The 26,963-nt window shown below is 71.0% G+C and carries 23 protein-coding genes and 1 tRNA gene; 14 read left to right on the forward strand and 10 right to left on the reverse strand.

Translation table 11 applies throughout. The features are described from left to right. Positions 1-14: 14 nt before the first annotated feature. Positions 15-89: transfer RNA gene (locus Q8A52_RS41755), tRNA-Met, on the reverse strand. 637 nt (positions 90-726) lie between these two features. On the opposite strand from Q8A52_RS41755, the gene Q8A52_RS41760 reads away from it, so the two are divergent. After that, on the forward strand, positions 727-1,164 hold the full coding sequence (locus Q8A52_RS41760) for a hypothetical protein (RefSeq protein ID WP_316762055.1): 438 nt from the start codon (positions 727-729) through the stop codon (positions 1,162-1,164). An 89-nt stretch (positions 1,165-1,253) separates the two neighbouring features. Here the strand turns inward: Q8A52_RS41760 and Q8A52_RS41765 are convergent, their stop codons facing one another. From Q8A52_RS41765 to Q8A52_RS41775, 3 genes are read right to left on the reverse strand one after another with little or no spacing between them, the layout of a single operon-like run. Continuing rightward, positions 1,254-6,272 (reverse strand): hypothetical protein, encoded by a 5,019-nt coding sequence (locus Q8A52_RS41765; protein WP_316762057.1) that lies wholly within the window; start codon positions 6,270-6,272, stop codon positions 1,254-1,256. Then, on the reverse strand, positions 6,269-8,851 hold the full coding sequence (locus tag Q8A52_RS41770) for a tetratricopeptide repeat protein (RefSeq protein WP_316762060.1): 2,583 nt from the start codon (positions 8,849-8,851) through the stop codon (positions 6,269-6,271). Before Q8A52_RS41770 ends, Q8A52_RS41765 begins: the two co-directional genes overlap by 4 nt. Further along, complete coding sequence (locus tag Q8A52_RS41775; RefSeq protein WP_316762063.1) at positions 8,852-10,225, reverse strand: hypothetical protein; 1,374 nt, start codon at positions 10,223-10,225, stop codon at positions 8,852-8,854. A gap of 145 nt (positions 10,226-10,370) precedes the next feature. Between Q8A52_RS41775 and Q8A52_RS41780 the strand changes: the two genes are divergently transcribed. After that, positions 10,371-11,009, forward strand: a complete 639-nt coding sequence (locus tag Q8A52_RS41780; protein WP_316762065.1) for a hypothetical protein — start codon at positions 10,371-10,373, stop codon at positions 11,007-11,009. On the opposite strand, the gene Q8A52_RS41785 is transcribed toward Q8A52_RS41780, so the two are convergent. The 3 genes from Q8A52_RS41785 to Q8A52_RS41795 all read right to left on the reverse strand — a co-directional run bounded on the left by Q8A52_RS41785 (position 10,940) and on the right by Q8A52_RS41795 (position 13,775). Continuing rightward, the gene (locus tag Q8A52_RS41785) at positions 10,940-12,421 is read right to left on the reverse strand and encodes a DHA2 family efflux MFS transporter permease subunit (RefSeq protein WP_316762068.1); all 1,482 of its coding nucleotides are present in this window, start codon (positions 12,419-12,421) and stop codon (positions 10,940-10,942) included. The genes Q8A52_RS41780 and Q8A52_RS41785 overlap by 70 nt on opposite strands. A gap of 17 nt (positions 12,422-12,438) precedes the next feature. Next, positions 12,439-13,248: an alpha/beta fold hydrolase gene (locus tag Q8A52_RS41790; protein ID WP_316762071.1), complete on the reverse strand. Its 810-nt coding sequence runs from the start codon at positions 13,246-13,248 to the stop codon at positions 12,439-12,441. Positions 13,249-13,316: 68 nt separating this feature from the next. Beyond that, positions 13,317-13,775 (reverse strand): cupin domain-containing protein, encoded by a 459-nt coding sequence (locus Q8A52_RS41795; RefSeq protein ID WP_316762074.1) that lies wholly within the window; start codon positions 13,773-13,775, stop codon positions 13,317-13,319. A 128-nt stretch (positions 13,776-13,903) separates the two neighbouring features. On the opposite strand from Q8A52_RS41795, the gene Q8A52_RS41800 reads away from it, so the two are divergent. Both Q8A52_RS41800 and Q8A52_RS41805 read left to right on the forward strand, forming a co-directional pair. Then, positions 13,904-14,515, forward strand: a complete 612-nt coding sequence (locus tag Q8A52_RS41800; protein WP_316762076.1) for a TetR/AcrR family transcriptional regulator — start codon at positions 13,904-13,906, stop codon at positions 14,513-14,515. A 219-nt stretch (positions 14,516-14,734) separates the two neighbouring features. Further along, complete coding sequence (locus tag Q8A52_RS41805) at positions 14,735-15,019, forward strand: hypothetical protein (RefSeq protein ID WP_316762079.1); 285 nt, start codon at positions 14,735-14,737, stop codon at positions 15,017-15,019. A gap of 39 nt (positions 15,020-15,058) precedes the next feature. Here Q8A52_RS41805 and Q8A52_RS41810 read toward each other — a convergent pair whose 3' ends face one another. Beyond that, on the reverse strand, positions 15,059-15,910 hold the full coding sequence (locus Q8A52_RS41810) for a helix-turn-helix transcriptional regulator (RefSeq protein ID WP_316762082.1): 852 nt from the start codon (positions 15,908-15,910) through the stop codon (positions 15,059-15,061). Between the two features lie 86 nt (positions 15,911-15,996). Between Q8A52_RS41810 and Q8A52_RS41815 the strand changes: the two genes are divergently transcribed. Further along, positions 15,997-16,800: an SDR family NAD(P)-dependent oxidoreductase gene (locus tag Q8A52_RS41815; RefSeq protein WP_316762085.1), complete on the forward strand. Its 804-nt coding sequence runs from the start codon at positions 15,997-15,999 to the stop codon at positions 16,798-16,800. Between the two features lie 59 nt (positions 16,801-16,859). Here Q8A52_RS41815 and Q8A52_RS41820 read toward each other — a convergent pair whose 3' ends face one another. Next, complete coding sequence (locus Q8A52_RS41820; RefSeq protein ID WP_316762087.1) at positions 16,860-18,236, reverse strand: hypothetical protein; 1,377 nt, start codon at positions 18,234-18,236, stop codon at positions 16,860-16,862. 337 nt (positions 18,237-18,573) lie between these two features. On the opposite strand from Q8A52_RS41820, the gene Q8A52_RS41825 reads away from it, so the two are divergent. From Q8A52_RS41825 to Q8A52_RS41850, 7 genes are all read left to right on the forward strand, one after another. Next, the gene (locus Q8A52_RS41825) at positions 18,574-19,419 is read left to right on the forward strand and encodes an SAM-dependent methyltransferase (protein ID WP_316762090.1); all 846 of its coding nucleotides are present in this window, start codon (positions 18,574-18,576) and stop codon (positions 19,417-19,419) included. Beyond that, a complete protein-coding gene (locus tag Q8A52_RS41830; protein WP_316762092.1) occupies positions 19,416-20,384 on the forward strand; it encodes a terpene synthase family protein in 969 nt (322 codons plus the stop codon). Before Q8A52_RS41825 ends, Q8A52_RS41830 begins: the two co-directional genes overlap by 4 nt. A gap of 71 nt (positions 20,385-20,455) precedes the next feature. Beyond that, entirely contained in the window at positions 20,456-21,430 is a 975-nt protein-coding gene (locus Q8A52_RS41835) for a polyprenyl synthetase family protein (protein WP_316762094.1), read from the forward strand. 199 nt (positions 21,431-21,629) lie between these two features. After that, positions 21,630-21,836: a three-helix bundle dimerization domain-containing protein gene (locus Q8A52_RS49325; protein ID WP_361617677.1), complete on the forward strand. Its 207-nt coding sequence runs from the start codon at positions 21,630-21,632 to the stop codon at positions 21,834-21,836. 134 nt (positions 21,837-21,970) lie between these two features. Next, positions 21,971-22,390 carry a VOC family protein gene (locus tag Q8A52_RS41840; protein WP_316762097.1) on the forward strand — a complete coding sequence of 140 codons (420 nt, stop codon included), beginning with the start codon at positions 21,971-21,973 and terminating at the stop codon, positions 22,388-22,390. 255 nt (positions 22,391-22,645) lie between these two features. Beyond that, positions 22,646-22,945, forward strand: coding sequence for a putative quinol monooxygenase (locus Q8A52_RS41845; RefSeq protein ID WP_316762100.1), 300 nt, complete (start codon positions 22,646-22,648; stop codon positions 22,943-22,945). A gap of 395 nt (positions 22,946-23,340) precedes the next feature. Continuing rightward, on the forward strand, positions 23,341-24,582 hold the full coding sequence (locus tag Q8A52_RS41850) for a PP2C family protein-serine/threonine phosphatase (protein ID WP_316762103.1): 1,242 nt from the start codon (positions 23,341-23,343) through the stop codon (positions 24,580-24,582). Between the two features lie 273 nt (positions 24,583-24,855). On the opposite strand, the gene Q8A52_RS41855 is transcribed toward Q8A52_RS41850, so the two are convergent. Continuing rightward, positions 24,856-25,005, reverse strand: coding sequence for a hypothetical protein (locus Q8A52_RS41855; protein WP_316762105.1), 150 nt, complete (start codon positions 25,003-25,005; stop codon positions 24,856-24,858). 23 nt (positions 25,006-25,028) lie between these two features. Here Q8A52_RS41855 and Q8A52_RS41860 point away from each other — a divergent pair, with 23 nt between their 5' ends. Then, positions 25,029-25,343, forward strand: coding sequence for an FG-GAP repeat protein (locus Q8A52_RS41860; RefSeq protein ID WP_316762108.1), 315 nt, complete (start codon positions 25,029-25,031; stop codon positions 25,341-25,343). Positions 25,344-25,375: 32 nt separating this feature from the next. Next, positions 25,376-26,833: an FG-GAP-like repeat-containing protein gene (locus tag Q8A52_RS41865; RefSeq protein WP_316762109.1), complete on the forward strand. Its 1,458-nt coding sequence runs from the start codon at positions 25,376-25,378 to the stop codon at positions 26,831-26,833. Positions 26,834-26,963 lie beyond the last annotated feature (130 nt).

Here is a 26,963-nt window from a genome sequence, read left to right on the forward strand (position 1 = left end):
GCGGCACCCCTTCGTAGCGGGGGCGGGATTTGAACCACGCGACCTCTGGGTTATGAGCCCAGCGAGCTATTGAGCTGCTCCACCCCGCGTCGGTAACTCCACAGTACGCCACACCCACGAGACCGGCAGGGATTTTTCCGGTGCGGTGTCTCTGGGCCGCCTACTCTGCTCGCATGTCGCGGGACGAGCATGCTGCGGCTCATGGCGCCCCCGACCGCACGACATGATCGATCGCGTGCGCGGATCATCGCTGGCACAATCGGCGCATGCCGACCACCGCGGGTCACCTGGTCTCCGCGCTCGACCCACTGCCCTTCCGGCCCGCCTCTCCCTCACCGCGAGAACTGCACACCGGCTGACCGACGACGGGCAACTCGGCCCGCTGCTCGCCGACCTGGACGCGCGGAGGCTGTACGAGGGACGGCTCGCGGCGTTGGCCGCCTTCGCCGGCAAGGACGTCGGCTTCCTGGCCGAGCGGCTGGCCGACCGCGACCCGGTCGTCTCCGGTTACGCCCTGCGCGCCGCCCGTGTTCTTCCCGTGCCGGACGAAGCGGTGGGAGGCGGCGTACGACGACGCACCGGCCGCGCCGCGGAAGCGGTTGGCACACCTGCTCGCCTCGGGCGGTCGTACCGCGCTTGCCGAGCGGTTGGTCGTACGACTGCGCGCGCAATCAATGGGGTGACGCCGAGGCCCCGCGCCTGCTCCCGGCCTGTTCCGCCTCCTTCGTGGGCGAGCAACTGCCTGCGCTCGCGCACGCTGTCGACGGCTGGACGAGGCTCGCTCGCCGGCATCCCGACGCTGTGCTGGACCATGCCGATGTCTCCCTGGCCGACCGTGGGCGCGAACAGCAACGGGAGGAGTGGTGGCGCCTGCACGGAACGACGCTCGCGCCGCTGCACCCCGAGCAGGTGCCGGCACTGCTGGCGCAGTGCGGACCCCAGAGCCTGCCGCCCGCGCTGCGCCGAGCGCCCGGCCCGCTGGTCCGTGCCGACGCCGATCGTGTGATTCGCTGGTTGACCTCGCCCGACCGTCCGAACGGCGCTACGAGCCGATACCGCCACCAGGAGTGCTCGGGAGGTTGGTCCGGGCCGCCGCGCCTGCCTCACTGCCCGACCGGGGCCGGCACTGGCTGCGCCGCGGTGGCCACTTCGCCGCTCTGCTGACGGCGATGGCTCCCGGCACACGGTCGGAGTTCCTCACCCAGGGGAAGGGACGGTCGGCGACGTCGATGACACCTGAGCGGCGGCGGCCATCAGGAGTCCGGTGATCGAACCCCGTCCAGCCGGGCGAAGATGTCCGGCCACGGCGTTCCGAAGTCGCCGCGGCCGGCCCAGGACGCGGTGCGGCGCAGGGGTTCCAGCAAAGCGGTCGGGGTGCTCGGGTGGCGCATGAGGGCGTACAGCTCCGGGGAGATGTCGCCGAGGGTCTGAGCGGCGACCTCGACGAGATGGCGGGCCATCCACAAGTCCCGCTCGGCGTAGTCGAGGATCACTTCCTTGAGCCCGGCCCGTTCCACCCGGCTGAGGATGCGCAGATAGGGGCGCCAGGTGTTGGCGGCAGGGTTGCGCCACTTCTGCCGGGGCCGGGGATCGGCCTCGTTCATCGTGCGGATCGCCGTGTCCAGCAGGTCCTGAGCCCGGGTCAGGTGCCCGGCGCCGGACAGCCGCACGGCCAGGGCCGGCAGATGGCGCAGCCGACGGCGCCAGCAGTGGGGTCTGGCCTCCTTGTCACCGGGCGGCAGATGGAGGCCGAGCGGGGCGAAGGCGAGTTCGTCGACCCGTGCGAGGGAGGTGCGCAGGGCGGGCGTGGACAGGTCGGCGAAATGGGCGTGCAGGGCCAACAGGAAGAGGTGCGCCTCGTGGCCGGCGAGGACGATCTGGCGGGCGTGGTGGTCGGCCGGGTCGTAGTGGCGCAGCTGCTCGCTGCCGAGGGCGACGATCTCTTCGAGGACGGGTGTGAGGACGCGCAGCGGGTCCTCGGCGCGCCACAGGCCGTTGGCCCTGGGCAGGTGCGCCATGGTGAGGTCCATGATCTGCCGGCGGTAGGCGGCTTGCCGGGTGGTACGCAACTGGTCCGCCGTGTCCTCGGCGGTCGCCGGCTCGAGCAGGCCCCAGGAGACCAGCAGGAGGCGCAGCCGCATGCCGGCCAGCCAGTCGGGGCCCGGGACGCTCTGCAGATGTCGCGCGATGGCATGCAGTTCGTCCAGGTGGGCCGGGTCGTCCAGCCCGTTTCTGAGCATGTCGCGGTCCAGTTCGGCCAGCCGCCTCAGACCCTCGCGGCGCCCGGAGACGGCGGCCTCGGCGCGCAGCCAGGCGAGAAGATGACCGGAGCCGTCGGCAGCCCTGCGGGCGACCGCCTCCCGCAGCCGGGCCGGAGCCGGATGCCGGGCGCTGTCGGTGGCGACGAGCGTGAGTCCCAGGGCGAGTCGGGCATGCGGGTGACCGCCTCCGGCCGCGGCCGCGGTCAGAGCCGGCGACCAGGAGGGGGCCAGCCAGTGCGCGAGTTCGCCCGGCCGGGGCTCGACGGGCTCCTCGGTCCCCGGGTGGATGCAGTCGGCGACGGTGGCGCCGGCAAGGGGCACCTTGTCCGTGTCGAGCGCCTTGGCGATCAGGCCGGTGACGCCCGCGTCCAGGTCGGTTCCGGGTTCGGCACGCAGGCGTGCGCGGCACCAGGAGCGCGCCGCGCGCGGTCCCGGGAGGTCGCCGGGGACGGCCAGCAGCGGCGCGATCAGGTACTTGGCGCCGTCGGCCGCGGCAGCCGGGAAGGCGACGGCAGCGGCGACGGTGTCGAGAACCTGATGGACCGTCTGCTCGCCTTCCATACGGAGCAGTTCGGCGATTCCCCGCAGTAGGGCGCGGTCGGACACCGTGGTGGTGCCGCTCGCCATCGCCGCGGCACAGCGGGCCGCGATGTCCAGTGGCACGACATCGCCGCGGCGGGCGGCCGCCCAGGCGACGGCGGCGGCGGCGATCAGGTCGTCGAAGGCGCCCGCCCACGGTTTCTCCTGCGGCAGCAGGGCCAGCTCAGCGGGCCGTCGCGCGGCGCTGTCCGCGTAGGTGCCGGGCTGCTCCTCGGTGAGCCGGGCCAGGGCGTACAGGGCGCGTTGGTAGACCGTACGGTCGCGGAAGCGGGCGGCCGCCTCGATCAGCCGGTCGCAGCCCCGCGCGGTCGCCTCCGGATCGGCCGCATCCAGTGCCAGCAGCAGCTGGACCAGGGCTCCTCCGGGCGGCAGGCACTTCAGGGACTGCGCGTCGGGAAACCGCAGCAGCCGGATGTCCGCGACGAAGTCGGCCGCGACGTCGCGCTGTTGCCGGGCGAGGTGGATGAGGGCGGTCAGCACGCGACGGCGGGTCTCCTCCTCGCCCCGGTCCCACAGGGTGCGCAGGACCACGGGCCAGGCGTACCAGGCGGGCCGGCTGGTGCCGTTGAGAACCGTCAGGTAGGTCACCGTCTCTACGGGATCTGCGGTGGTCAGGGCGCGGGCGCCCTGCTCGACGGCCCGCTCGGGCGGATGGCACAGACCGGCGTGGATGCGCAGGGCGGTCAGCCGGGACACCGCCTCGCCGGCGTCGAGCAGCGCGCCCAGCGGCGGATACCAGTCGTAGGAACCGTCTCGGTCGGCGGTGTGGAAGGCGTGCCGGACGGCCTCGGCCAGGAGCAGGTCCTCGGGGCGCTCGGCAACGCGTGCGGCGGCCAGTGCCAGCGCGCCGGGTCCGGAGTGGCTGAGGGCCCGTCCGGCCGCGTATTCGGCGAACGCCTGGTGGTGGAATGCGAGCTGATCGCGTTCGAGTTCCCGCAGCACACCGCGGCGCAGCAGAACGGACAGGATCTTGTCGCCGTCACGCGGTGGGATGCGCAGCCGCTTGGCCAGGGCCTCGCGTGCGCTGGTGCGCGGCAGTTCGGGTTTGCCGGCGCGGAGCATGGCCAGCCCCAGGACGCGGGTGGCCGTGGACAGGTCGCGGCCCGCCTCGGGTCCCGTCGGACCGGTGTCGCCGACCGTGTGCCGGGTGTCGGCGACGATCCGGTGCTCCCAGTAGTCGTCGAACAGGCCGGTCGCGTCCAGGTCCTGGTCGCCGGGGCCGATCGGTGCGTACAGGTCGAAGATCATGCGCAGGGACAGCGGATGCCGGACCAGTTGCCCCAGGGGCAGGCCGCGGGCGACGGCCGAGGCCAGGATCTGGCGCATCCGTCCGGCGCGGGCCGGATCGAGGGGGCGGTTCGCCGCCGTGCCGTCGGCCTGGCGCGGCGCCGGGTCGCCGGGCTCCCGGCAGAAGACGCGCAGATGTGTGTCGACCGCCCGGCCGAGCTCCGAGGCGGGGGCCCAGCCGTCACGGATGTCCGCATCCCCCTCGGTCCGGCCGTCCGCGTAGCTGCCCAGATGCCGTTTGCACAGCAGCTCGGCGATGCGGTGCTGGGTCCCGTCGGCGTACCCCTCCTCCAGCATCCGCGCCTCCGCCGACCGGCAGGCCAGGACGACGGCCACACCGGTCGCCCGGACGTCCTTGACCACCGTCACCAGCCGTCCGGCGTCCACGGAGTTGTGCAACAGCAGGTCGGCGGTGTCCAGCAGCAGGGCGGGCGGCGGCCCCGGCTCCGCCCGCTCCAGCCGCTGCCGGTACGCCTCCAACCCCCCGAGCAGCGCGGGCACGCTGAGCTCGGCGGGCTGGTCCGGGCCGCCGAGCAGGGCGGCCGCCGAGATGGTGACCACGGCTCGTCCCTCGTCCAGCAGGGCGCGGCGCAGCCCCCACAGCACACAGCTCTTGCCGCTCCCGGGGTCCCCCAGCACGGCGACGGCCCGCCGGTCCCGGCCGGCCCATTGGGCTCGCAACTGGTCCAGCAGTCCTGCTTGTTCGTCGCGGGTGACGTACAGGTCCGACAGCCGTACCGCCGCGACGTCCGGTGACTCGGTGCTCGGGAGCACCGCCTCCAGGATGCGGACGGTTCGCCGGTCGACCGCCAGCAGGGTGGCCTCCGCCGCCTCCGGCCGGTCTGCAGTCCCGGACGGCGTGGCCGATCCGGGAGGTGCGAGAGGCGTCCCCGTGCCGGGCGCGCGCAACCGGTGCTGCGCGAGCAGTGCTCCACCGGCGTGCGCCGCCAGCCGGAAGAACCACCAGCGCCCGGCGGGCAGGAGGTTGTCGTAGGTGGTGAAACGCAGGGCGGTGGCCTGGAGGCTGAGGAGGAAGTGGTCGGTCCAATGGTCGCGCCAGTTGTCCGGGACTGCTTCTTCACACGCTCCACGCACCGCCTCGACCAGTTGCACCGCCCCCGGCACGATCCGTTCCAGGTGCTGGTCCGACGGATCCACCAGATAGCGCAACAGGGCACGTTCCTGTTCGTCGGGCAGCTTCTCGCGCACCTTGGGTGCCAGAGCCGACAACAGCAGGGTGGCTATGTCCCGGGACAGCGGGGCGTCCTCGGCGAAGGTCGCCAGGTCGATGAGGCGGAAGTCGGCGTACCGGACGCGTCCGTGCCGGTACGGCACCATGACGTTCTGCAGATGCAGGTCGCCGTGCGCCCGGCCTCGTACGACGCCGACCTTCACGACGGGGATCCCCTCCGACCCGGCGGCCATGGCCAGCGGGTTGGGCAGGACAAGCCCGTCGACCTCGATCCAGGTCGGGGCGGGGGCCAGGGCCGCGATACGGGCGCCGTAGGCCCGTGCCGATCCCGCTTCGGAGAGCAGCGCGCCGAGTTCGCCCGCGAGTACCTCGGCGGCGGTGGCAGGCACGGCGGTGCCACCTTGGATCCCCTGGTTCCAGCCGGTCAGCAGCCATCGGGTGAGGTGCGCGCAGGCGTCCTCCAGGTCCTGTCCCGTCAGCCCCGCCAGGGTGTCGACGTCGCGCAGGCTGCCGGCCGCGGGGGCCTGGAAGGTCAGCAGGCGTCCGTCGCCCACCGGCCACGGCTCGAACGCCTGCCGCGCCACCCGGTCGCCGCCGGCCCGCTCCGCGCGGGCGTGCGCGTCCGGTTCGGACCGCTGATCGGCGGCGCACACCTTGACCACGACGTCCCCCACGCCGGGGGTGACCGTCACGGCCGTGAGCAGTGCGCCGGTGGCGCTCTCACCCGAGGGGCGCCAGCGGGGCTCGACCGGGAGGACCGTACCTCCGTGCCCGCCGTGCCGGGCCCAGTCGGCCAGGGCGCGCCCCGCCACCTCGTCGTCGAGCAGGTCCGCGAGTTGGGCGGCCGTGTCGACGCGGTCCGGGCCAACGGTCGGCGCGGACGGCTCGGGGCTCGGTGCGCCGTCGGCGGAACCGGCCGGCATGGGGCTCATCGGGTCGCCTCCTGGATGTCGGGGGCGGTCGGGTCGAGGAAGGTGCCGATCGGGAGCAGCGCGCCCCATTCCCGGACGGGACAGTCCCACATCGCCGGGAAGGCGAAGGCCGCCGAGATCGCGTGGTGGACCGCGTCGGCCACAGTGCCGTGCGCGCCGTGCAGCGCGTCGAGCACCTGTCGTACGAACGCCTCGGCCACCGGGGTGTCGTTGAACTCCCCCACGGTGGCGAGCAGTTCGACGGTGCCCCGGGCCAGGGCGAGGGTGGCGATGCTGACCGGGTCGGTCATCGCGCGCCCGGGGATCCCCGCTCCCCAGCAGGTGACCAGGTACAGCCGCCGTGGTGGGAGACCACGCAGGACATCGGCGGGGAGCAGCCAGTTCTCGCCGTCCAGCTCCAGGTAGTGGCCGGTGCCCTGGACCAGGCGTCCGTGGCAGACCACGATCACCGTGTGACAGCCGGCGCCCAGGCGCTGTTTGACCGCGCCTGCGTCGGCGGGCCGCTCCAGTTCGCGCCCGGCGACCGGAAGGGGCTCGTGGTGGGTGATGTACGGGCTGCGCCAGAAGACGGCCGGTGCGTCGGCCGGGCCGGCGGGGCCGCGCCGGCGCAGTGCTCGCTGCAGGAAGAGGGAAGGGCACACGGCGAAGCGGGCGGCCTGCCCGAGAAGCAGTCCGTCGCGCAGCGGTACGGCACCCCACGGCACGAGCCACAACTCGCCCACCGGCAGGAGGAGGAGTCTGTGGTCCCCCGGCTCCGCCAGCTGGTCCCGTAGCCGATCGGGGACGAGCTCGGCCAGCGGTGCCAACTGCCCCGGGACCAGAGCACTGCGTTCGGCGCTGTCCTCCTGCAACACGGCCAGCAGCCGTCGGCACGGCTCGGAGAGCCGAGCGCTGCCGAGGACCGGACGTCCCTCGGCGTTGTGCCACAGCCAGTGGACATGGTCCGGTGCGTCGGGATCCACGACTGGTTGGAGTGCGTGACAGCCCGGCGGCAGATCGCGGATCAGATCGGCACCGTCCTCGGCGGGTGGGAGATACACGCTCGCCAGGACGTCCTCAAGCGCCTCCTCGGCCGGTTCGCGCAAGCCCTGGGGTATCGCCAGGGCTCCCATCATGCGCAGGATCCGCCGGCGCCGGTCCGTGCCCGGCGGCAGGAGGGTGCCGGGCACGGGGCCGCGCCGGCCCGCGGCCCAGCGCTGGTCGGCGTGCACGATCATCTCCTGGGCGAACTCGGCGTCGGTCACCGAAGCGGCGTCCGGGGGCGCCTGGGCGAGTCCGGCCAGGCGCCGGCCGGCCAGCGCCTCGGCGACGACGGCGAACGAAGCCGCGTCGCCCACCGCCACGGCCGCCCGCAGCGCGGCCGAGTACACCCCCGCGAACCGGCCCCGGTACTCCTGCTGGGCGGCCGACTCGCGGTGCGTGGCCCGGAACTCCTCGATGGCGAACACAGCGGCCACCCGGTCACGCAGCGCACGGCCGGCCTCGCCCAGCGCCTCCCGCGCCTCGGCCAGCTTTCCCAGCGCCGTGCACACCCCGAGCAGGTCGTCCAGCTCGCGGTAGGCCGCGAGGGACTGCTCGAACCCGGTCACCGCGGCGTGCCAGTCCGCCCGGGAGCGGGCGACGCGTGCCAGGTCGTGGAGGGCATGGGCACGGGCCCGTGGCAGCCCGCGTTCGGTGGCGATGGTCAGCGCGGCACGGTACTGGACCTCGGCGCTGTCGGGGTCGTTCCCGCGCAGCAGGAAATCGCCCAGGTCACCGAGGACGTTGGTGACTCCGACCGGGTCGTCGTCCGCGTCGAACAGCTGCGCCGCCCGCACCAGCCACGTGGTCGCCTCATCGGGTCGGCGCAGGCGCAGCAGCACGGCGCCGAGCCGCTGCGCCGAGTGCGCCTGGCCGGTCACACCGTGAACGGCCGCGAACACCCGGTGGGCTCTCTCGTACGTCTTCGCAGCCCTCTCGGGGGAGCCCAGCCGGTCCTCGCACTCGCCGAGGCCGAGCAGCGCGTTGCCCTCGTACACCGGGTCGGCGAGTTCTTCCGCCAGGGTGAGGGCCCGGGTGAACCGCTCCGTGGCGCGGCCCGCGCTGTGGTGCATCCTCGTCAGATGGCCCAGCGCGACGAGGGCACGCAGCTCACCGAAGCGGTATCCGAGCGCAACGGCGTCGCCCAGTGCTCGCTGGTAGGCCGCGACGGCCTGCTCCGGTGTGTCGAGGTGACGGTGGGCGTCTCCCACGCCGAGCCAGGCGTTGACCCGGGTGACACCGGAGGTGGTGGCCGCGGCCAGGTCCGCGAAAACGGTGTGCGCACGGTCGTACCCGCCCTCGCGGATGGCCGTGTCCCCCTCGGTCTCGGCCGTCAGGGCCCGGTGCCATTCCTCCGGGTCCACGGGTTCCACGGCCGCTCCGGTGACCGCCGTGTCCAACAGGTGGCGGTAGCGGCAGCGCAGCGCGATCGCCCCTGGGGGCGGGTGTTCGGCGAGCCGTCGGCGGGCCTGCGGGGAATCCGAGTTCCATGCCTCGAAGATCAGTGGGGCCATGCGGTGCCGGGTGATGTCACCCATGTAGGAGTCGGAGTTGGCCACTCAGCCTGTCCCTTCCGCATCGGGCCTGCGCAGCCGCGGCAATTCACCGAGCAGCCTCCCGCCCAGCGCGACGGGCCGCGTCGGGGCACGGGCGCCCGGCGGTGCCGAGGTGGACGGCTGCTCCGTGAACGGGTTCTTGAGCAGTCGGGGGCGTTCGCTGCCGATTCGCGCCCCGGTCAGCGCGGCCCATCGCCCGGCGGCCCGGCAGGCCAGACGCATGAACCACCACCGCAACTCCGCAGAGAAGCTGGTGAAGGTGGTGAAGCGGAGCGCGGCGGCCTGGAGCGCCGGCGTGTACTGACGCAGCCAGGCATCACCGAAACCCTTGGGCTCCACGAGGCTCCACGTGGCGTCATGGACACCCGAGATCAGCCGGGCGACGAGGGGGTCCTGCCGCGGGTGCGCGGCGGTGTGCGGATGCGTCAGGTCCGTCAGCAGCGCCTGCCTCTGCAATGCGGAGAGGTCCGGCCACAGCCAGGCCACCGCGGACAGCAGCAGCTGGATCTGGTCCCGTACGCGCGGACCGACACAGCGGTATGTCGACAGGTCGATGAGGCGGAAGGTCTGTGGTTGGACGCCGCCCTGTTCGTCCTGCACCACCAGGATGTTCCCGAGGTGCAGATCACCGTGGACGCATGCGGTCAGGACGTCGAGTTTCCGGTCGCCCTGGCCGGTGCGTCCGAAGGCCGTCGGCAGCGGATTGGGCAGTGGCTCGGGATCCTCCGCCGTGACGATCCAGCGGACGGCCGGCCCGGTGAGCCCGGCGACCGCCGCCCACCGGTCCACCGATCCCGTGCCGCTCAGCGGACCCCGTAACTCCTCGTCGAGGAACGCCGCCACGGTTTGCTCGGTCCGCCGTACGGAACCGTTCCATTCGGCCGCGACGGCCCGGGCCACCATCAGGCATGTGTCGACCAGTTCCTCGGCCTGACGCGGACGCTCGAGGTCGGCCACCGGCCGGCACAGCGCGGTTCCCCCGGCCAGGTGCTGGAAGTAGATGGTCCGGCCCGCCGGGGTGTCCACCGGTCCGGCCTGCGCCACCAGCTCCACCAAGTGCCTCCGAGCGAACTCGGCGGCACCGGGAGTGCCTTGGGCGGCCGCGTCGTCCAACGCCCGCCGGTGGGCGTCCGGTTCACGCCGGTTGTCCCGTGGTACGACCTTGGCCACGAGGTTCAGATCGTCGCCGCCCGGGGGCCGCAGTACGAGGGAGGCGACGAAGGCGTCGGTGTAGCCGCGCGACGTCCACGGCGCGGCGGGCAGGGACACCGCCCATCCGGAGGAGCGCCGCCATTGGGCCAGCCCCTCGGCGGCGTCCTCCCCCAGGAAGTCGGCGAGTTGCCGGTCCGTTTCGCCGTCGGCCGCCCGCGTCTCCACGCCACCTCCGCATGCGCCGGTGCCCAGGCAGATCAGTGTGTCAGATCGGGCCCGATGGGACATCGCGGTCGCAGCGGTGCGCATATGTTCGCGCTAGGCTGCCGGGCACCGGCCACGGCGGGCCGCGGGGAAGGGAGTTGGCCGGATGAGCGACGGTCCGCAGAGCACGCGGGGACCGGCCGGTCGCCACGAGCTGTACTCCGAGGACGCCGTGATGGGTGCCGCCGACCGCCGTCGGCGGCTGGAGTCGGCCATCCGCTTCGGCCACGCCACGGTGATGGACGCCGACGCCGAGACCCTGGACCGGCTCGTCCACCAGGTCGGCTGGGACCGCTGGGCCTATTCGTACGTCACGTTCCCTTACGACCTCGACCGGTTGGGGGACGGCGCCCGCTACGAGCGTCTGCGCCTCACGGTGACGTACCGTCATCCCCGCGTGCTCGGGGCATACTTGGCGCCTTCGCATGACAACACCGATGTCCCGATCTCCGAGACCGTTGTCACCTACGGGGTGGGGCAGCCCCGCATGACGTGGGACTTCAGCCCGTGCGAGGGCAACGTCGAGCTGGCCCCGCACGGTCGTGTGGTCCACTGCCTGGTCCGGCGCCCGCCCGAGGTCGAGCAGGTGGAGGTGGTACTGGAGGCGGAGGTGACGATCGTCCGCCAACTGCTGGTGCTGGACCGCCGGAACGCGCTGTTCCGTGAACCGGGTCACTATCTGCTGTCCTTCACCGAGGGCACCTTCGAGCCGTTCGACCCGGGCCTGTCGTTCCGCATCTCGTGAAGGGGCTCGGCCCGGCCCGGAGGTTGCCCGTCGGCTGCGTTGCCGCCGTCTCCAGCCCGGTGAGCAGCCCAGGGGCCGGAGGTCAGGATGCCCAGGACGAGAATGGCCAGACCGCAGCCGACGGTGATCCACCAGACGGCGGGGCGCGCCCCGGCCGCGATCACGGCGCCGCTCACCGCGATGCCGAGCGCGGCGCCGACCTGACGGCTGGTCGCTGCGATCGCGGCGGCCACCCCCGCCTGGGCGCGCGGCAGACCCGAGACCGCCGTGTCGGTGATGGGTGCGTTGACGAATCCGAAGCCCAGTCCGAACAGTGCGTACGCCGCGTAGAGCAGGACGCCCGGGCCGCCGCCGGAGCGGGTGGCGGGCACCGCCAGCGCGCCGCCTGCGGTGATACCGGCCCCGGCGATCAGCAGCGGGATGCGCGACCCGCGGCCGGCGACCATCCGCCCGGACAGTGGCGGGCACAGCAGGGACAGCACCGCCATCGGCAGCAGTCGTATCCCGGCATCCAGCGCGCTGAGCCCCAAGTCCCCTTGTAGATGGAGGGCGTTGGCGAACAGGAAGCCGCCGAGTGCGGTGAAGGCGCAGACCGCCATCACCGTGGCCCCGCTGAACGGTGCGCTGCGGAACAGACGCGGGTCGATCAGCGGTTCGTCACGCCTCTTCTCGTACGGCACGAGCCCGGCCGACGCACCCGCCGCGGCGATCAGGCAGGCCACGATGACGGGTGAGGTCCAGCCCCGGCCCGGCGCCTCGATGATGGCGTACGTCAGCGTACCGAGCGCCGCGATCACCAGGAGTTGGCCCACCGGGTCCACCCGGCGGGGCCGTGACGCGCGGGACTCCGGGACGAACAGGGCGGCGAGCACCAGCGCGGCCAGCCCGATCGGCACGTTCAGCCAGAACACCGACCTCCATCCGGCGATCTGCACCAGCACGCCGCCGAGGATCGGTCCGGCCGCCATGCTGATGCCGACCACGCCGCCCCACACACCGATGGCCCTGGCCCGCTCCGGCGGGCGCGGGAACGCATTGGCGATGACGGCCATGGCGACCGGGGTGAGCATGCAGCCTCCCACGGCCTGTGCCATACGGAAGACGATCAGCCAGTTCAGGGAGGGTGCCAGGCTGCACAGCGCCGACCCACCGGTGAACAGCACGAGGCCCAGCCGCAAGACGCGCCGTCGGCCGACGCGGTCGGCCGTGGAGCCGGCGAGTATCAGCAGCGAGGCCAGCACGATGGTGTACGCGTCGAGGGTCCACTGCAGGCCCGCCACGGAGCAGTGCAGGTCTTGCTGTATCGAGGGCAGGGCGACGTTGAGGATGGTGGTGTCGAGGCTGACCAGAAGGACGCTCAGGCAGCAGACGGCCAGGACCAACGACGGTCTGCCGCGGTCGAGTTCGGGCACGGGCGGCCCTTCCGGAGTCAGGACCGCGGCCGGTCGGCGGCGTGGGCGTCGGCGAAGTCCCAGACCACGGGGAGGAATTCCTCGGGTGTCTCGGTCTGAGGCATGTGGCCGGTGCCCTGCAGCAGACGGAACTCCGCGTCGGGGACGGCCTGCGCGTACGCGCGTCCGTAGTCGGCGTCCACGACCTGGTCGCTTGCGCCCCACACGACCAGGGTCGGGTGGGCGATCTTGGCCAGGCGGTCGGGCAGCGTGGGGTCGGCCATGGCGTTCACGCCCGAATAGACGCGCAGCGTGGCACGGTTGGCGGCCATGACCGCGCGCTGTGCCTCGGAGAGCGTGCTGGGGTCGAAGCGGAACTTCGAGGGGTCGTGGAAGGAGAGGCGGGACAGCTCGACGGGCGTCAGGGAGAAGGCGTCCGCGATCGGGTGGCCGGGGACGTCAATGCCGACGGCGTTGACGAGGGTGACGCTGCTGATCCGGTCGCTGCCCAGCGCCGCCAGTTCGGCGGCGATCCAGCCGCCGATGGAGTTGCCGACGACGGCGACGTCCCGCAGGTCGAGCGCGTCGAGCAGCCGTGCGTAGATCTGGGCCAGGGTCGTGACGTCGGTCAGCCAGTCGGGGCGGTCGGTGCCGTCGAAGCCCGGGTGTACGGGCGTGAACACCCTGGCCGGACGCTGCTCGGCGAGGAGTCCGGCGAACGGTGCGACGGCCTGCGGACCGCCGCCGCCGTGCAGGAGCAGGAAGGGGTGTCCCTTCCGGCCGTGGAGGTCGACGGTGACGTCGAGGGGGCCCTGGTCGAGGGTGAGTGTGTGCGTGCTGCGGGTCATACGGGGCTCCTGAAGTGGGCGGCCGCGACGGGCCGCGTCAAAGGGGAAGGGTCAACGGGGCGGGGCCGTCAGGCGTAGTCGTTTGCGGGAACGGTGGCGTACCGGCTCATCACCTCGACGGTCGACTCCGGGGTCAGCTCCTGGCTGCCGGCGATCATGTCCCGCAGGTCGCGGAAGTACTGCACGTACAGGTCGGGCGTGAAGGTGTTGAGCATCACGGCAGGCTCGTCGCCGAGGTTGGCGAAGGTGTGCGGGGCGCCGGGCGGGATCATCGCGAGCGTGCCGGCCGGGGCCACGTGGGTCGTCTCCCCGACGGTGAAGTGCACGGTGCCGGAGACCACGTAGAAGCCCTCGTCGTGCTGGGCGTGGCGGTGCTGCGGCGGCCCCTGGGTGTGCGGGGCGATGGTGATCTCGCCGATCCCGAGGCGGTGCCCGGTGGTACTCCCGTCCTCGAGGATGCGCATCTGTGTCGGGCCCAGCCGGATCGTCTCGCCGTCGTCCGGGCCGACCACGGAAACCACGTTCATCACTGCCTCCTTCGTGAGAGCTGACTCTCACGAGAGTAGAGAAGTCGAGTCTCGTCATGCAAGTCAACTCTCACGATGAGAGCTGAATGCTAGGATGGGAGTGAACGCACAGAAGGAGAGGTCTGACGATGACGGCGCAGGCGGGCACCGGCCGCACCAACCAGAAGCAGCGCACACGCACGGCGATCGTGGCGGCCGCCCGCGAACTCATCGGCACGGGCACCGAGGTGACCATGCCTCTGATCGCCCGCGCGGCCCTGGTCTCCGAGGCCACCGCCTACCGCTACTTCCCCGACCTCTCCTCACTGATCAGCGAGGCCCTGGCCGGCGCCTGGCCGCCCCCCGCCGAGGCGCTCGCGCCGGTCGGCGACTCCACCGACCCCGTCGAGCGGGTCGCCTTCGCCTGCGAGTTCCTGCTCCGCGGCATCCTCGCCCGCGAGGGAGCGGTACGGGCGATGATCGCGGCCACCATCACCCGCCCCGATGCCGCAACCGCCCGCCCCGGAATCCGCTTCGGACTGATCGACCAGGCGCTCCTGCCGCTCGAAGGCACCCTCGGCGCGACACACCCGGAAGCCTTCGCGCAGCTCAAGCGTGACCTCGCGGTGGCAGTGAGCGCCGAGGCGCTCTTCACCCTCACCGATCTGTGCGGGCTCGCCCCCGCCGAGGCGATCACCAGCGCCGTACGGACAGCGACGACGCTCACGGAGGCCGCGGTCCGCTCGCTCGGCAAGAGCTAGTGTCCTGCAACCGGAAGTTCCTAGGCAGTTCTGCCTGAGCCGCGGACAGTCAACGCGCCTGGTCGACGACGGCCATCACCATTCACCGCCGCCGGAGCAGCCGTACGGACCGTCGGCTGGCCCCTTCCGGTGACTGACGGACGCCTCGCGAATGAATCGCACGTCGCGGAGGTACAGCGTCCCCACAGTGAGAGCCACGGACTCGTGAGGAGACCAGCCGTGTACGCAGCCGTCAGACGGTACGAAGGAGTGACCGATCCCGCCGAAGCGGGGCGCCGGGTGAGCGAGGGCTTCGTGCCGCTCATCCGTCAGATCCCCGGCCTCCTGGCCTACTACTGGGTCGACGCCGGGAACGGAGTGATGATCTCGACCAGCGTCTTCGAAAACGAGAGCGGCGCCGACGAATCCATCAAGAAGGCTGCGGTCTTCGTACGGGACAACCTCACATCGCTGCTCCCCAACCCTCCCCAGGTCATGTCGGGCCAGGTCGTGGCCTTCGCGTAGACCCGGTACCAGGCCTGGTCAAGTGCGGAGGACACCGCCTCAGCGGGGCACGTCCATGCGCTGTGTACCGATGACCGACAGCAGCCGCAGTGCCTCCTCGGACGGCGAGCCGGGGGTGGCGGTGTAGATCACGACCCGCTGGTCCCGGTCGGTGATGTCGAGGACGTCGCAGTTGACCGTGACCGGGCCGACCAGTGGATGCTGGAACGTCTTGCTCAGAGTGTGCTGGGCACTCACGTCGTGAGACACCCACAGTCTGGTGAACTCCTCGCTTCCGGCGAGGAGTTCCGCCACCAGCTTCGTCACCTCGGGATCGTCCGGGTAGCGGGCGGCGATGGCGCGCAGCTGCTGGGCCGAGGTGCGGGCGAACTCGCCCGCGTCCGAGACGCCGTACAACCGCCGACCGCGCGGGTGCGGCCCGAGGAAGACGCGCCGTACGAGGTTGCGGTCGCGCCGCGGCAGGGCGGAGAAGTCCTCCATGAGGGCGGTCGCGAGATGGTTCCAGGCGAGCACTTCGTATGTCGCCGACACCACGATCGCGGCGGCCTGCGGCAGGCGGTGCAACAGGTCGAGGATGCTCTGCCGCACCTCGCGCGACGGCCCGGGCAACGGGCCGGGCGGTGCGCCGGCGAGGTGGTGGAGGTGGTCGCGCTCGGCGTCCGACAGGCGCAGGGCACGGGTCAGCCCGGCCAGTACCTCCCGTGACGGGCGCGGTCCGCGGGCCTGCTCCAGCCGCGTGTAGTACTCGGGCGAGATGAAGGCCAGCTGCGCCGCCTCTTCCCGGCGCAGCCCCGGGGTGCGGCGGCGCGGCCCGGTCGGCAGCCCCACCTCGGCGGGGGTGATCCGTTCGCGCCTGCTGCGCAGAAAGTCGGCCAGCTCTCGTCTGTCCACACTCCCAGTGTGCGCGAGTGCCCGGCGCCCATCCAGGTACTGCCGGTGCCTGGATGGGCTCCACGCACCGGCGCAGGCTCGTCGCCATGAACAACACACCTACCACCAGCGCATCCCCCACCACGTCCGTCCCGGGCCTGCTCGCCGACAAGGTCGCCTTCATCACCGGTGCCGGCCGCGGTATCGGCGCCGCCGCAGCGCGGCTCTTCGCCCGCGAGGGCGCCCGGGTGCTCCTCGCGGCCCGGACGGAGGCACAGCTGAAGGCGGTGACCGAGGAGATCCGGGCCGCGGGCGGCATCGCGGAGTATGTGATGTGCGATCTGGCCGACGCGGGCAGTGTGCGCGCCGCCGTCGACCGCGCCGTGGATCTGTACGGCCGACTCGACATCGCCTTCAACAACGGTGCGACGATCGTGCCGCCGGGACCGATGGACCAGGTGAGCGAGGCCGACTTCGACCACGTCTACGCCGTGAACCTCAAGGGTCCATGGCTGGCCATGGTCGCCGAGATCACCGCCATCCGGGCCACCGCCGGGTCCGGCGCCATCGTGAACAACTCGTCCGTCGGCAGCCTGATGGGGAACCCTGAACTGCCCGCATACGGTGCCATGAAGCGGGCGGTCAACAGCCTCACCGAGTCGGCCGCCGTGAGCTACGGCCCCGAGGGCATCCGCGTCAACGCGATCGCCCCCGGCTGCACGCCGACCGAGATGATCCATACCTGGGAAGCGCATTCACCCGGTCTCGTGGAACGGCTCACCGCGCACACACCGCTACGCCGGGCGGCGGACCCGGACGAAATCGCCCAGGCCGCCGCATGGCTCCTCAGCGACCGCTCCTCCTACGTAACAGGCACAGTCCTCCGGGTGGACGGCGGCGCACGGGCCTGAGCCCGAGGAACCGGACCGGATGGGTCGGCTGGCCCTGCACTTCACATGCCTGCGGCCGCTCAGCCGGTGCAGCCGGTGATGCTGCCCTGCGGGCTGCAGTTGTTCGGATGGTTGTTCCGTACCTTGGTGTCGTTGAGCGTGACCGAGCCGGATGCCTTGAAGATGCCGCCGCCGTCGCCCGCCCTGTTGCCGCTGACGGTGCTCCGGGTCAGCGTGGCCGAGCCCACGGCCTGATAGAGCCCGCCGCCCTTCGAGGTGCCGTCGGGGGCGTAGGCGATGTTGCCGGTGATCCATGTCCGGTCCGCCTCCACGGTGCCGCCCACGGGGTTGTCGATGCCCGCGCCCTCGGCGACCCCGTTCTCGCCCTTGGCATGAGCCGTGTTGCCCCGGACGGTGCTGTCGCCGATGGTGAGCAGGCCGTCGGCGGCGACCCTGATGCCGCCGCCCTGGGCGGTCCCGTCCTGTGCGGTGACGTGGTTGGCGAGGACGAGGGTCCGGGTCACGATCAGATGGGAGTTGCCCGCGAGCGCGCCGCCCTGGGCGAACCCGTGCGGTGCGTCGGCCGTGTTGTCGCGCAGCACGCTGTCGGTGACGGTCAGTGTGCCCGGGGTGGAAACCGTCAGTGTGGCACGCGCGAAGCCGCCGGGAGCGCTGGCGAGGTTGCCGCTGAACGTGCTGTGCTGGACCGTGGCGTCGGCGAAGGAGGCCTGGCCCGCGCCGAACGCGAAGCTGTTGGTGTCCGCGGTGACCTTGACGGAGTTGCCGACCACCCAGCTGTTCTTCACCGTCAGGGGCCCGTCGTTGGCGATGCCGCCGCCATCGGCCGCCCCGCCTTCCTCGGTGCCGTTGTACACGGACGAGTTGTGGCTGATCTCGGTGTTGTTGATGGTCGCGGTGCCGTCGCTGTCGATGCCGCCGCCTTCGGCGAAGACATCGGACGTGGCTGTGTTGTCGCGCACCTTGCTGTCGTTCACCGTCAGTGTGCCGAGGTTGCAGATGCCGCCGCCACAGGCCGCCGTCACTCCCGGGACGATCGGGCAGTCCGGGGCCGAGCCGCCGCTGATGGTGGCCCTGTTGAGGGTGAGGTTGCCGTTCTCGGCCACGGCCAGGACGCGGAACTTCGGGGCCGATCTACGGCGGGTGATCGTCGCGCCGTTGCCCTTGACGGTGAGTTCGCCCGTGATGACCGGCAGGCCGTTGGCGGGGTTGGTGGTGTCGGGTGCCGTCAGCCGGTAGGTGCACTTGCGTGCGAGTACGAGGGTGTCGGGGCCGGGCGAGTCATTGGCCGCGCTGATCAGGTCGGCGACCGAGCATCGGACGGACGTGGACGCGACGGCCGCCTGAGCCTGGACGAGCGGCACGGGGAGCGCCACGACAGCGCCCGTCACGGCCCCGGCCACGGTCAGCAGGCGGCCGGGAAGATTCTGCATGGACATCAAGATCCTCCTCTGGGCCGATGGCACCAGAGGAGCATGTGAATCCTGCCGTGAGGGGCCGACACCAACGGACTCGGCCGTTCGAGTGAGCCTTGCACAATCCCCTGGCCCTCCCCGAGTACTCGATCCTCACGCTGGAAGGGCGTCGCTGGAGAAGCTCCACGGCATGTCACCCGGTCGGACGAGCGCGGTTGCCGCCCTTCGCCCATCTGGGCGTTACTGGGCGAGGAGGCCTCGAGGCGCCCACCCCTCGGCCTGACTGCGATCCTCCAGCCGCCGGCATGACGCGGACAGCCGTCGTCCGGACGCCTGCGCAAGAGATCACTTGGAGGAACAGGTGACTGAACTCCTTCGGAATGACTTCGAACGGGACGTCCACCACTACTGGGACACCAAGCGAGCCGACACGATCAACATCGGCCTCGGCCGGGACGACGGTCTCGTCCACCATCACTTCGCCGTCGGCTCCTACGATCCGACCGTTCTCACCGTCCCACCCGAGCAGCGTGAGAAGGCCATCGCCAGCGAACTGCACCGCATGGAGACCCGGCAGGTCGACATCATCCTCGGCGCCCTGCGGGACCTCACCCCCCACTCCCGCGTCCTCGACGGCGGCTCCGGCCGCGGTGGAACGGCCCTGCTCATCCACCGGAGCTACGGCTGTACGGTCGACGGGGTCAACATCACCGCCCACCACAACGAGTACGCGCGCGCCGCCGCCCAACGCCTCGGCGTGCGGGACCAAGTGCGCTTCCACGACCGCAACATGGCCGACACCGGCTTCGAGGACGCCTCCTTCGACGCCGTCGTCACCAACGAGACCACGATGTACACGGACGTCAACGAGGTGTTCGCGGAGTTCGCCCGCGTCCTCAAGCCCGGCGGGCAGTACGTCCTCACGACCTGGTGCACCAACGACGCGCGGCCGGCCGGACCCGAGGCAGCCGCCATCGACGCGCACTACCACTGCCTCACTCACCCCCGCCGCGAGTACCTGAGTGCCCTGCTGGCAGCGGGACTCGTCCCCCACCAGCTCGACGACTACACCGAGGCGGCCATGCCGTACTGGGAGCTGCGCTCCCGCAGCGAACTGGCCACCGGTATCGAGAAGCCCTATCTGGACGGCTACCGGGCGGGCCGCGTCAACTACATGCGCATATGCTCCAGAAAGGCCCTGCGGTGAAGCATTTCACCCTCGCCGATCTCGACGGTGCCGATCTGCAGATCCCCGCCCCGTCACGCCAGGCTCACATGAACCCGCACTACACCCAGGTCCGCGACGCCTTCCACTACTGGCTCCACACCTTCGACGCCCTCCCGCCGCACCTCCGCAAGGCGATGGTCGCTGGCGACTTTCCGCTCCTGGCCAGCCTGTGCTGGCCCACCGCGGAACCACTGCGGCTCCACGACATCACGGCGGCCACCGCCGTCTTCACCCTGCGCGACGACGAGATCGAGGACCACCAGTACCAGCGTTCCGCCCCCTGCCTCCGAGCCTGCCTCAAGGACGCCCGCACCCGGCACACCACGGTCACCGAGCAACGATGGGGACCATTGCTGCGCGAGACCTGGGCAAGCTTCGGCGCGTATCTCACCGAGCCGCAGATGGACCGCCTCTGCGCCGCCGAATCAGCGCTTCTTCGCGGCTGCCTCGCCGCGGCAGAGCACTTTGCAGAGGGCAGGAAGTTCCGGGACCTCGACGACTTCTACGCCTTGCGCATCCCCACCACCGCCCACTCCTTCGCGCTGTCCCTGATGGAGATCGGCACCGGCCATGACCTGGGCGACGTCCTCGAAGCCGAAGAGCTCCAGCCTCTCATCCGCTGCGACGCCGAGCGTTTCGTACTGCTCGACGGTCTCGTCACCCTCCGCAAGGACCTAGCGGCCGGGCAGTACGCCGAGAACGTCACCACGGTCGTCGCCGAACTCCACGACTGCCCGCTCGCCGAAGCGGTCCATCGCGTCCGCCGCCTGTACGAGGAGACCACCGCGCGCCACGAGGAACTCTCCGCGGACTTCCTCGCATCCGCCCTGGAAGACCGCCGCGCCGCGCAGGCCCTCGTCACGGCGATGAACGACGTCTGCAGCGGGCTCAGCGCCTACTCGGCCCGGGGCACCCGCTACACCCTGGAGCAGCAATGCCCGTGAAAGCCGTACCCGCAATGCGTCACGCGTCCGACCACGCCCTCTCCGCATTCCTCGAACTCGAGGAACACGACATGCTCGAAACGGGCCTCCGCGACCATCTGGACCTCCTTCGCCCGTTCTTCCGGGGCGGAAAACACCTGCGCTCGCAGTTCTGCTACTGGGCCTGGAAAGGCGCCGGCGCCAAATGCCCCATGGAGCACGTCGCGAAGGCCGCGGCGGCACTGGAACTGCTCCACTCCACCTTCCTCATCCATGACGATGTTCTCGACCAGTCCGAAACGCGCCGCGGCACCCCCGCCTACCACCGGCAGTGGGCCGACCGTCATCGGTCGCGTCAATGGTCCGGGAACAGCGACAGATTCGGCGAGAACGCGGCCCTCGTTGCGGGGGACTTCTGTTTCAACTGGTGCAACGCGCTGATCGCCTCCAGCACCACGAGTGACCGCCTTGCCACCGTGCTCGGCATCTTCTTCCGTATGTCCTCCGACGCCTCCTACGGTCAGATGCTGGAGCTCCATGTCCAGGCCGACCGGAACTTCGACCCCGCTCGCTGCCTCAAAGTCGCCGAGTACAAGGCGGGTCGCTACATGATCGCGCCGCCCCTCCAGATCGGGGCGGCCCTCGCCGGAGCCCCGGAACAGCTCATCGATGCCTACGGTGAAGCCGGCCGCGAACTCGGCACCGCCTACCAACTCCGCGACGACCTCATAGGCGTCTTCGGCGACCCGGCAGTGACCGGGAAACCCAACATCGACGACCTCCGCGAAGGAAAGCCGACGGTTCTCTTCGCCACCGCCCTCCAACTCGCCACCGAGGCACAGCGCAAGACCCTTCTCAACTCCTACGGCCGTCCGGACATCACGCCGGACACCGCCCACGAACTACGCGCCCTCATCGCATCCACCGGCGCACAGGACGCCGTCGAAGAGGCCATCCAGGAACGCCACACCCGCGCCGTCCGCAACCTGAACGCCGCACCCATCACCGGCGAAGGCCGCGAAGAACTCCTCGCACTCGCGCACGCTGCCCTGCAACGAGCGGCCTGAGCGGCCACCGGCGTGCTTCGGTCGTCCGACCCGCGTGGCGGACGACACGTGATTCATCCGCGCGAGGCCCACGGACCTCGCCAGGCACGGCCGGTTCCCGTCGTCATCCCCAAAGCGGAATGCAATGCTCACCGAGCGCGGCACTTCCGCGTGAGACCCCAGTGGAGGCCGAGAGGCCCCCTTCCAGGCAGGCGGCACTGTGACTGACAAAGCGCGTGAAGAAGACGCCATCCATGGCGTCCTGGAGCGTCTGAAGAGTGCCTTCGGCGCAACGCACAGCCAGGGCGAGATCGAGGCGGCCGTAGCCGAGGCACACGCGTCATTCACCGGACGACCCGTTCGCGAATTCGTCCCTGTGCTGGTTGAGCGCAAGGCGAGGGCCAGGCTCCATGAGTCCTCCGGCTGAATGGTGCCTGCCGTGCGTCTGATCACCTACGGAGTCACCCCGGCTCCGCGGCTGGTGCTGATCGCTACATTTGAGACGGACGACGGCCACACCGGTGACTTCATGCCTCGTCACGCGTACAGAGGAGGTGGCACATGAGTCGGCCCACACACGGCACGCTGCATCACGTCGAACTGTGGGTGCCCAACCTCCACCGCGCTCTCGCCTCGTTCGGCTGGCTCCTTGAGGCGCTGGGTTACGACGTCTACCAGAGCTGGGACGGCGGCCGCAGTTGGCGGCTCGGGCCGACCTATCTGGTCATCGAGCAGTCCCCGGCCCTCACTGCCGAACGGCACGATCGCTGCCGCCCGGGACTGAACCACCTGGCCTTCCACGTCGAAGACGGCACCATGGTCCAGAAGCTGGCTGCCGACGCCGCTGAGCACGGCTGGCAGCTGATGTTCCCCGAGCGGCATCCATACGCCGGCGGCGGACAGCACTACGCCGCATATCTGGAGAACGACGACGGCTTCGAGGTCGAACTCGTCGCTATCGACCCACCCGAACGAAACTGAGATCAACCGGTCCACAGGCCTTGAACTCGCCTGCTCGCTCATCCCGATTCGAAGGCCGCGGAGAACAGCCGTTGACTCGTCAACCCAAAGGTGCGGCGGTGTAGCCCGGTGGCCGTCGTCGCCGCGCCGACGGATAAATCTCGCTGATGTTCCAGGTCGCGATACCAGTTGCCGGCGGCAGCCTCCGGTTGCCGAGGGCCCATCACCCCGAGAGGCTGTGTGAACCATGCCGAAAGCCACCAACGGGAGTGCATCATGACGCGACTCGGTCTGCTGGCACGCATCGAGGCCAAGCCGGACTACGCGGACCAGATCGAAACGCTGCTGCGCGAGGCGGAGCGGCTCGCGCAGCAGGAGTCGGACACCGTCACGTGGTTCGCCTTCCGCCAGGGCCCCACCACCTTCGGCATCTTCGACGCCTTCGACGACGAGCAAGGGCGCCAGAACCATCTGCAGGGCAGGATCGCCGCCGCGTTGATGGAGGCCGCCCCGGAGATGCTCGCCGAGGCGCCCGACATCAAGCCCGTCGACATTCTGGCCGACAAGCTCCCCTGAACGGCCGCCGCACCGGCGCGGCAGGGGAAAGGCCCCCGAGTGGCGGCGTTCAGCCTGGCCAGTGCCCTCGTGGACCGTTCCGCACGCTCATCGGCATCGCCCGGACGGCCACTCTCATCGGCCCCACACTCGGTGGTGCCCGCCTCCTGAGCGGGCCGACTCGCATACCTACGGCACTCCATCTGGAGCAAGAACGCACCTCCTGACGGGCGAGCGTCACAAGGCCCTACTCACCGATGTCGTCGTCGCGGCGTCGTGCCTCCGCGGGCCCCACGACGACGACCCGCGACTCCTCCGACACTCCGACGCCTGGCCAGGCAGGACGTAGCGGATGGCAGCGCGCATAGTTGGCACCTGAAGGAGATGATCCATCAGAGCCGAAACGGAGAGTGCGGGTGACGACGCCGCCGATCGACTACCGGGCGCTGTTCGCGGCCACGCCCAGCCCGCACCTCGTGCTGGACCGCGGCCTGGTGATCGTCGACGTCAACGAGGCCTACTGCCGCGTGACCGGGCGAACCCGGGACGACCTTGTCGGGCAGTACCTCTTCGACGCCTTCCCGGACAATCCCGACGACCCCGATGCCGACGGGATGCGCAATCTCAACGCCTCGCTCCACCGTGTACTGCAGTCACGCGAGGTGGACCCGATGGCCGTGCAGAAGTACGACATCCCGGTAGCCGACCAGCCGGGAGTGTTCGAAGAGCGCTGGTGGTCGCCGATGAACACTCCCGTGCTCGGGCCGGACGGACAGGTGGCATGGGTCATCCACCGCGTCGAGGATGTCACCGAGTTCGTGCTGGCCCACCCGTTCCCTCCTCGGTCGGGCCAGACGCTCAGCGAGCGGGAAGCCATGGAGGCGGAACTGTACACGCGGGCCCAGGAGCTCCAGCAGGTGAACGAGGAGCTGCGCCAGGCCCATGCCAGGGAACGCCAGGTCGCCGTCACGCTCCAGGAAGCGATGCTGCACTCCCCCGACCTGGCCCGGCACCCCGACGTCGCCGTGCGTTACCTGCCCGCCTCCGAGGGGCTGAACGTGTGCGGCGACTGGTACGACGTGGTGGACATGTCCGACGACGCGTTCTCCCTGGCGGTCGGGGACGTGGTCGGCCACGGCCTGGAGGCGGCGGCCACGATGGGCATGCTGCGCAGCGCGCTGTCCGCCGCCGTCCGCGCACTGAGTGAGCCCTCCCGGGCGATGGAGGTGCTGGGCCTGTATGCCCGCTCGGTGGACGGAGCACTGGCCACGACCGCCGTCAAAGCCGTCATCAACACCCATCGCCGGCACATCACCTACAGCAGTGCTGGTCATCTCCCACCCGTACTCGTGCACACCGACGGCACGTTCGTCTTCCTCGACCAGGCCACCGACCCGCCGCTGGGAGCCCGCCCCCTCCATGTCCCCCGCCCGCAGGCCGCCGTCCCCTACAAGCCCGGTGACACACTCGTGCTCTATACCGACGGCCTCATCGAACGCCGCGACGAGGACATCGACACCGGCCTGCAGCGCATGACCGACATCCTCAGCGACAACGCCCGGCTCACCCCCGACCATCTGGCGGACACCCTGCTCGCCCGCCTCGGTGTGAGCAGCGGCGGTACCGACGACATCGCCCTCATCGTCACTCGCCTCTAGGCCGCGCAGCCAACTCCCCGCGACCCTCCGCCCCGGTCGTTCACCCTACGCCACTGTTTCGTGACCCTGAGTCACAGGGCTGACGAAGCCGTCACAGCCGCCTCAGAAATTCACCGAACTCACGCACAACCCTTGCCATTTGCCGAACGTCTTCTGATCGCGGCACCCGGCCCCCGGGAGTCCGCTGCGACCGTTGGAGACACCTTGCACACGGGCACCTGGCTGCCGGCCGCCACGCTCCTCGACTCCGGCCTCACCCCGCTGGCGCTGGGCTCATCGGCCGCCGTGGCCGCCGCCGGGGCGAAGTATGCGGACGACTTCAACGGCGACGGCGACCGTAACCTCGTCCTCGGCGACCGCACCGCCACCGTGGGCGGCGAGAAGCAGGCGGGAGCCGTCGTGGTCGTCCGGGGCACGGCGCACGGCCTCGACCTCGCGAGCGGTCGGTGGCCAGTCAGAACACCCCGTCCGTTCCGGGCAGCGCCGAGACCAACGACTTCTTCGGTGCGAAGGTCACCACTGCGGACATGAACAAGGACGGCGACGGCGATGTCGTCGTCACCGCTCCCGGCGAGGACGACGGTGCCCGCCACGGCGTCTTCACCATCCTGTGGGGCTCCAAATCGGCCAACGAGGTGGGCCGCCTGTATCTGCTCCCGGGCATGTCCTCGGGCCCCGCCGGTACCGGCTCGACGCTGCTCACCACCCAGTCCCTCGCACTGGGCGCCCGCCCCTGCATCGGCGCGGGCCTGCCGGATTGACCCCCTTTTTTTCCTCATCTGGAGACACTTACGTGAAGCACCCTCTGCCCGGAACGACGGCGCTCGCCGCCCTGCTCGTCGCGGGCCTCACCCCCTTGGTCCTGTCCACTCCCGCCTCCGCCGCCCCCTCCGGGCTTGCGGGCGACTTCAACGGCGACGGCTACCGGGACGTGGCCATCGCGGCCCCCGACGCCACGGTGAACGGGAAGTCGCAGGCCGGGCAGGTGGCCGTGGCCTACGGCACGGCGAGCGGGCTGAACCCCGCCAAGCACCAGCTGATCAGCCAGAACACCGCGGGCATCCCCGACAGCGCCGAGAAGGGCGACGAGTTCGGCGACCAGATCGCCGTCGCCGACCTCAACCGCGACGGCTACAGCGACCTCGTCGTCGGCGCCCCGCACGAGAGGGCCGGCAGCGCCGAGGACGCGGGCACGGTCGTCATCGTCTGGGGCTCCCGCAGCGGCCTGTCCGGCGGTACGACGGTGAAGAACCCGCAGACGCTGTACGGCAGTTACTTCGGCCTGAGCATCGCGGCGGCGGACTTCACCGGCGACGGCAAGCCCGACCTGGCGATCTCCGCGCAGGGCGACTCGGGCAGCCCCACCTGGCGGATCCGGCTCATCCGCGGCCCGTTCGGCAAGTCGGGCGCGACCGGCAGGGTGTCCTCGTACTCCCCGGGCATCGACAAGCCGGTCCTCACCGCCGGCCGGGTCAGCGGCGACACCAAGGCCGACCTCGTGGTCACGGGCCAGAAGCCCGACCGCGACCAGCTCGCCACCGCCGTGTACTACAAGGGCACCTCCGACGGCATCAGCAAGACGACGACCCTGCGCGCCGCCGAGACGGCCGCGATCGGCGACCTGAACAAGGACGGCTACGGCGACATCGTCCTCGGCAACCCCGAGGATCCGGCCGACGAGCCCTCGGCCTCCGCCGGCGGCAAGATCCACGTCATCTACGGCACCTCGTCCGGCCCGAGCGGCACGCACCGCGTCACGTACACGCAGAACACCGCGGGCGTCCCGGACACCTCGGAGAACGGCGACCGCTTCGGGCAGGCGCTGGCGATCGGCGACTTCGACAAGGACGGCTTCGGGGATCTCGCGATTGGTGCGCCGGGTGAGTCCTTCGGGGACGACTCGCACTACTTCCCCGCCGCCGGGGCGATCACCCTGCTGCGGGGCTCGGCCTCCGGCGTGACCACGACCCGCCCGGTGTTCCTGACCCAGGACAGCCCCGGCGTGCCGGGGTCGGTGGAGGGAATCGACGCCTTCGGTCAGACGCTCCTCGCTTCGGACGTGAACCACGACGGCCACGCCGACCTCACGGCCGTCGCCGCTCAGGAGAACGACCCGGAGGGCGCGGCCTGGTTCCTGCCGGGCGCGTCGTCCACGCTCTATTCGACGACGGCGTCGACGACCTTCGGTCCGGCCAAGGTGGGCCTGCCGGCCCACAAGTACACCGCGTTCGGATCCGACTTGGCGGGCTAGCCCCAATACCGGTAACTTAGGGGCAATCTGGTCGTTGTTGTGGTGTGCCAAGAGCAGGTCAACTGAAGTCATCAGGTGGGCGACTGTCGGATCGGGTCGCGGTCGGGGTGCTGACACAGGCGTTTCCTCA

The organism is Streptomyces herbicida (assembly GCF_032656585.1).
GTDB lineage: Bacteria > Actinomycetota > Actinomycetes > Streptomycetales > Streptomycetaceae > Streptomyces > Streptomyces herbicida.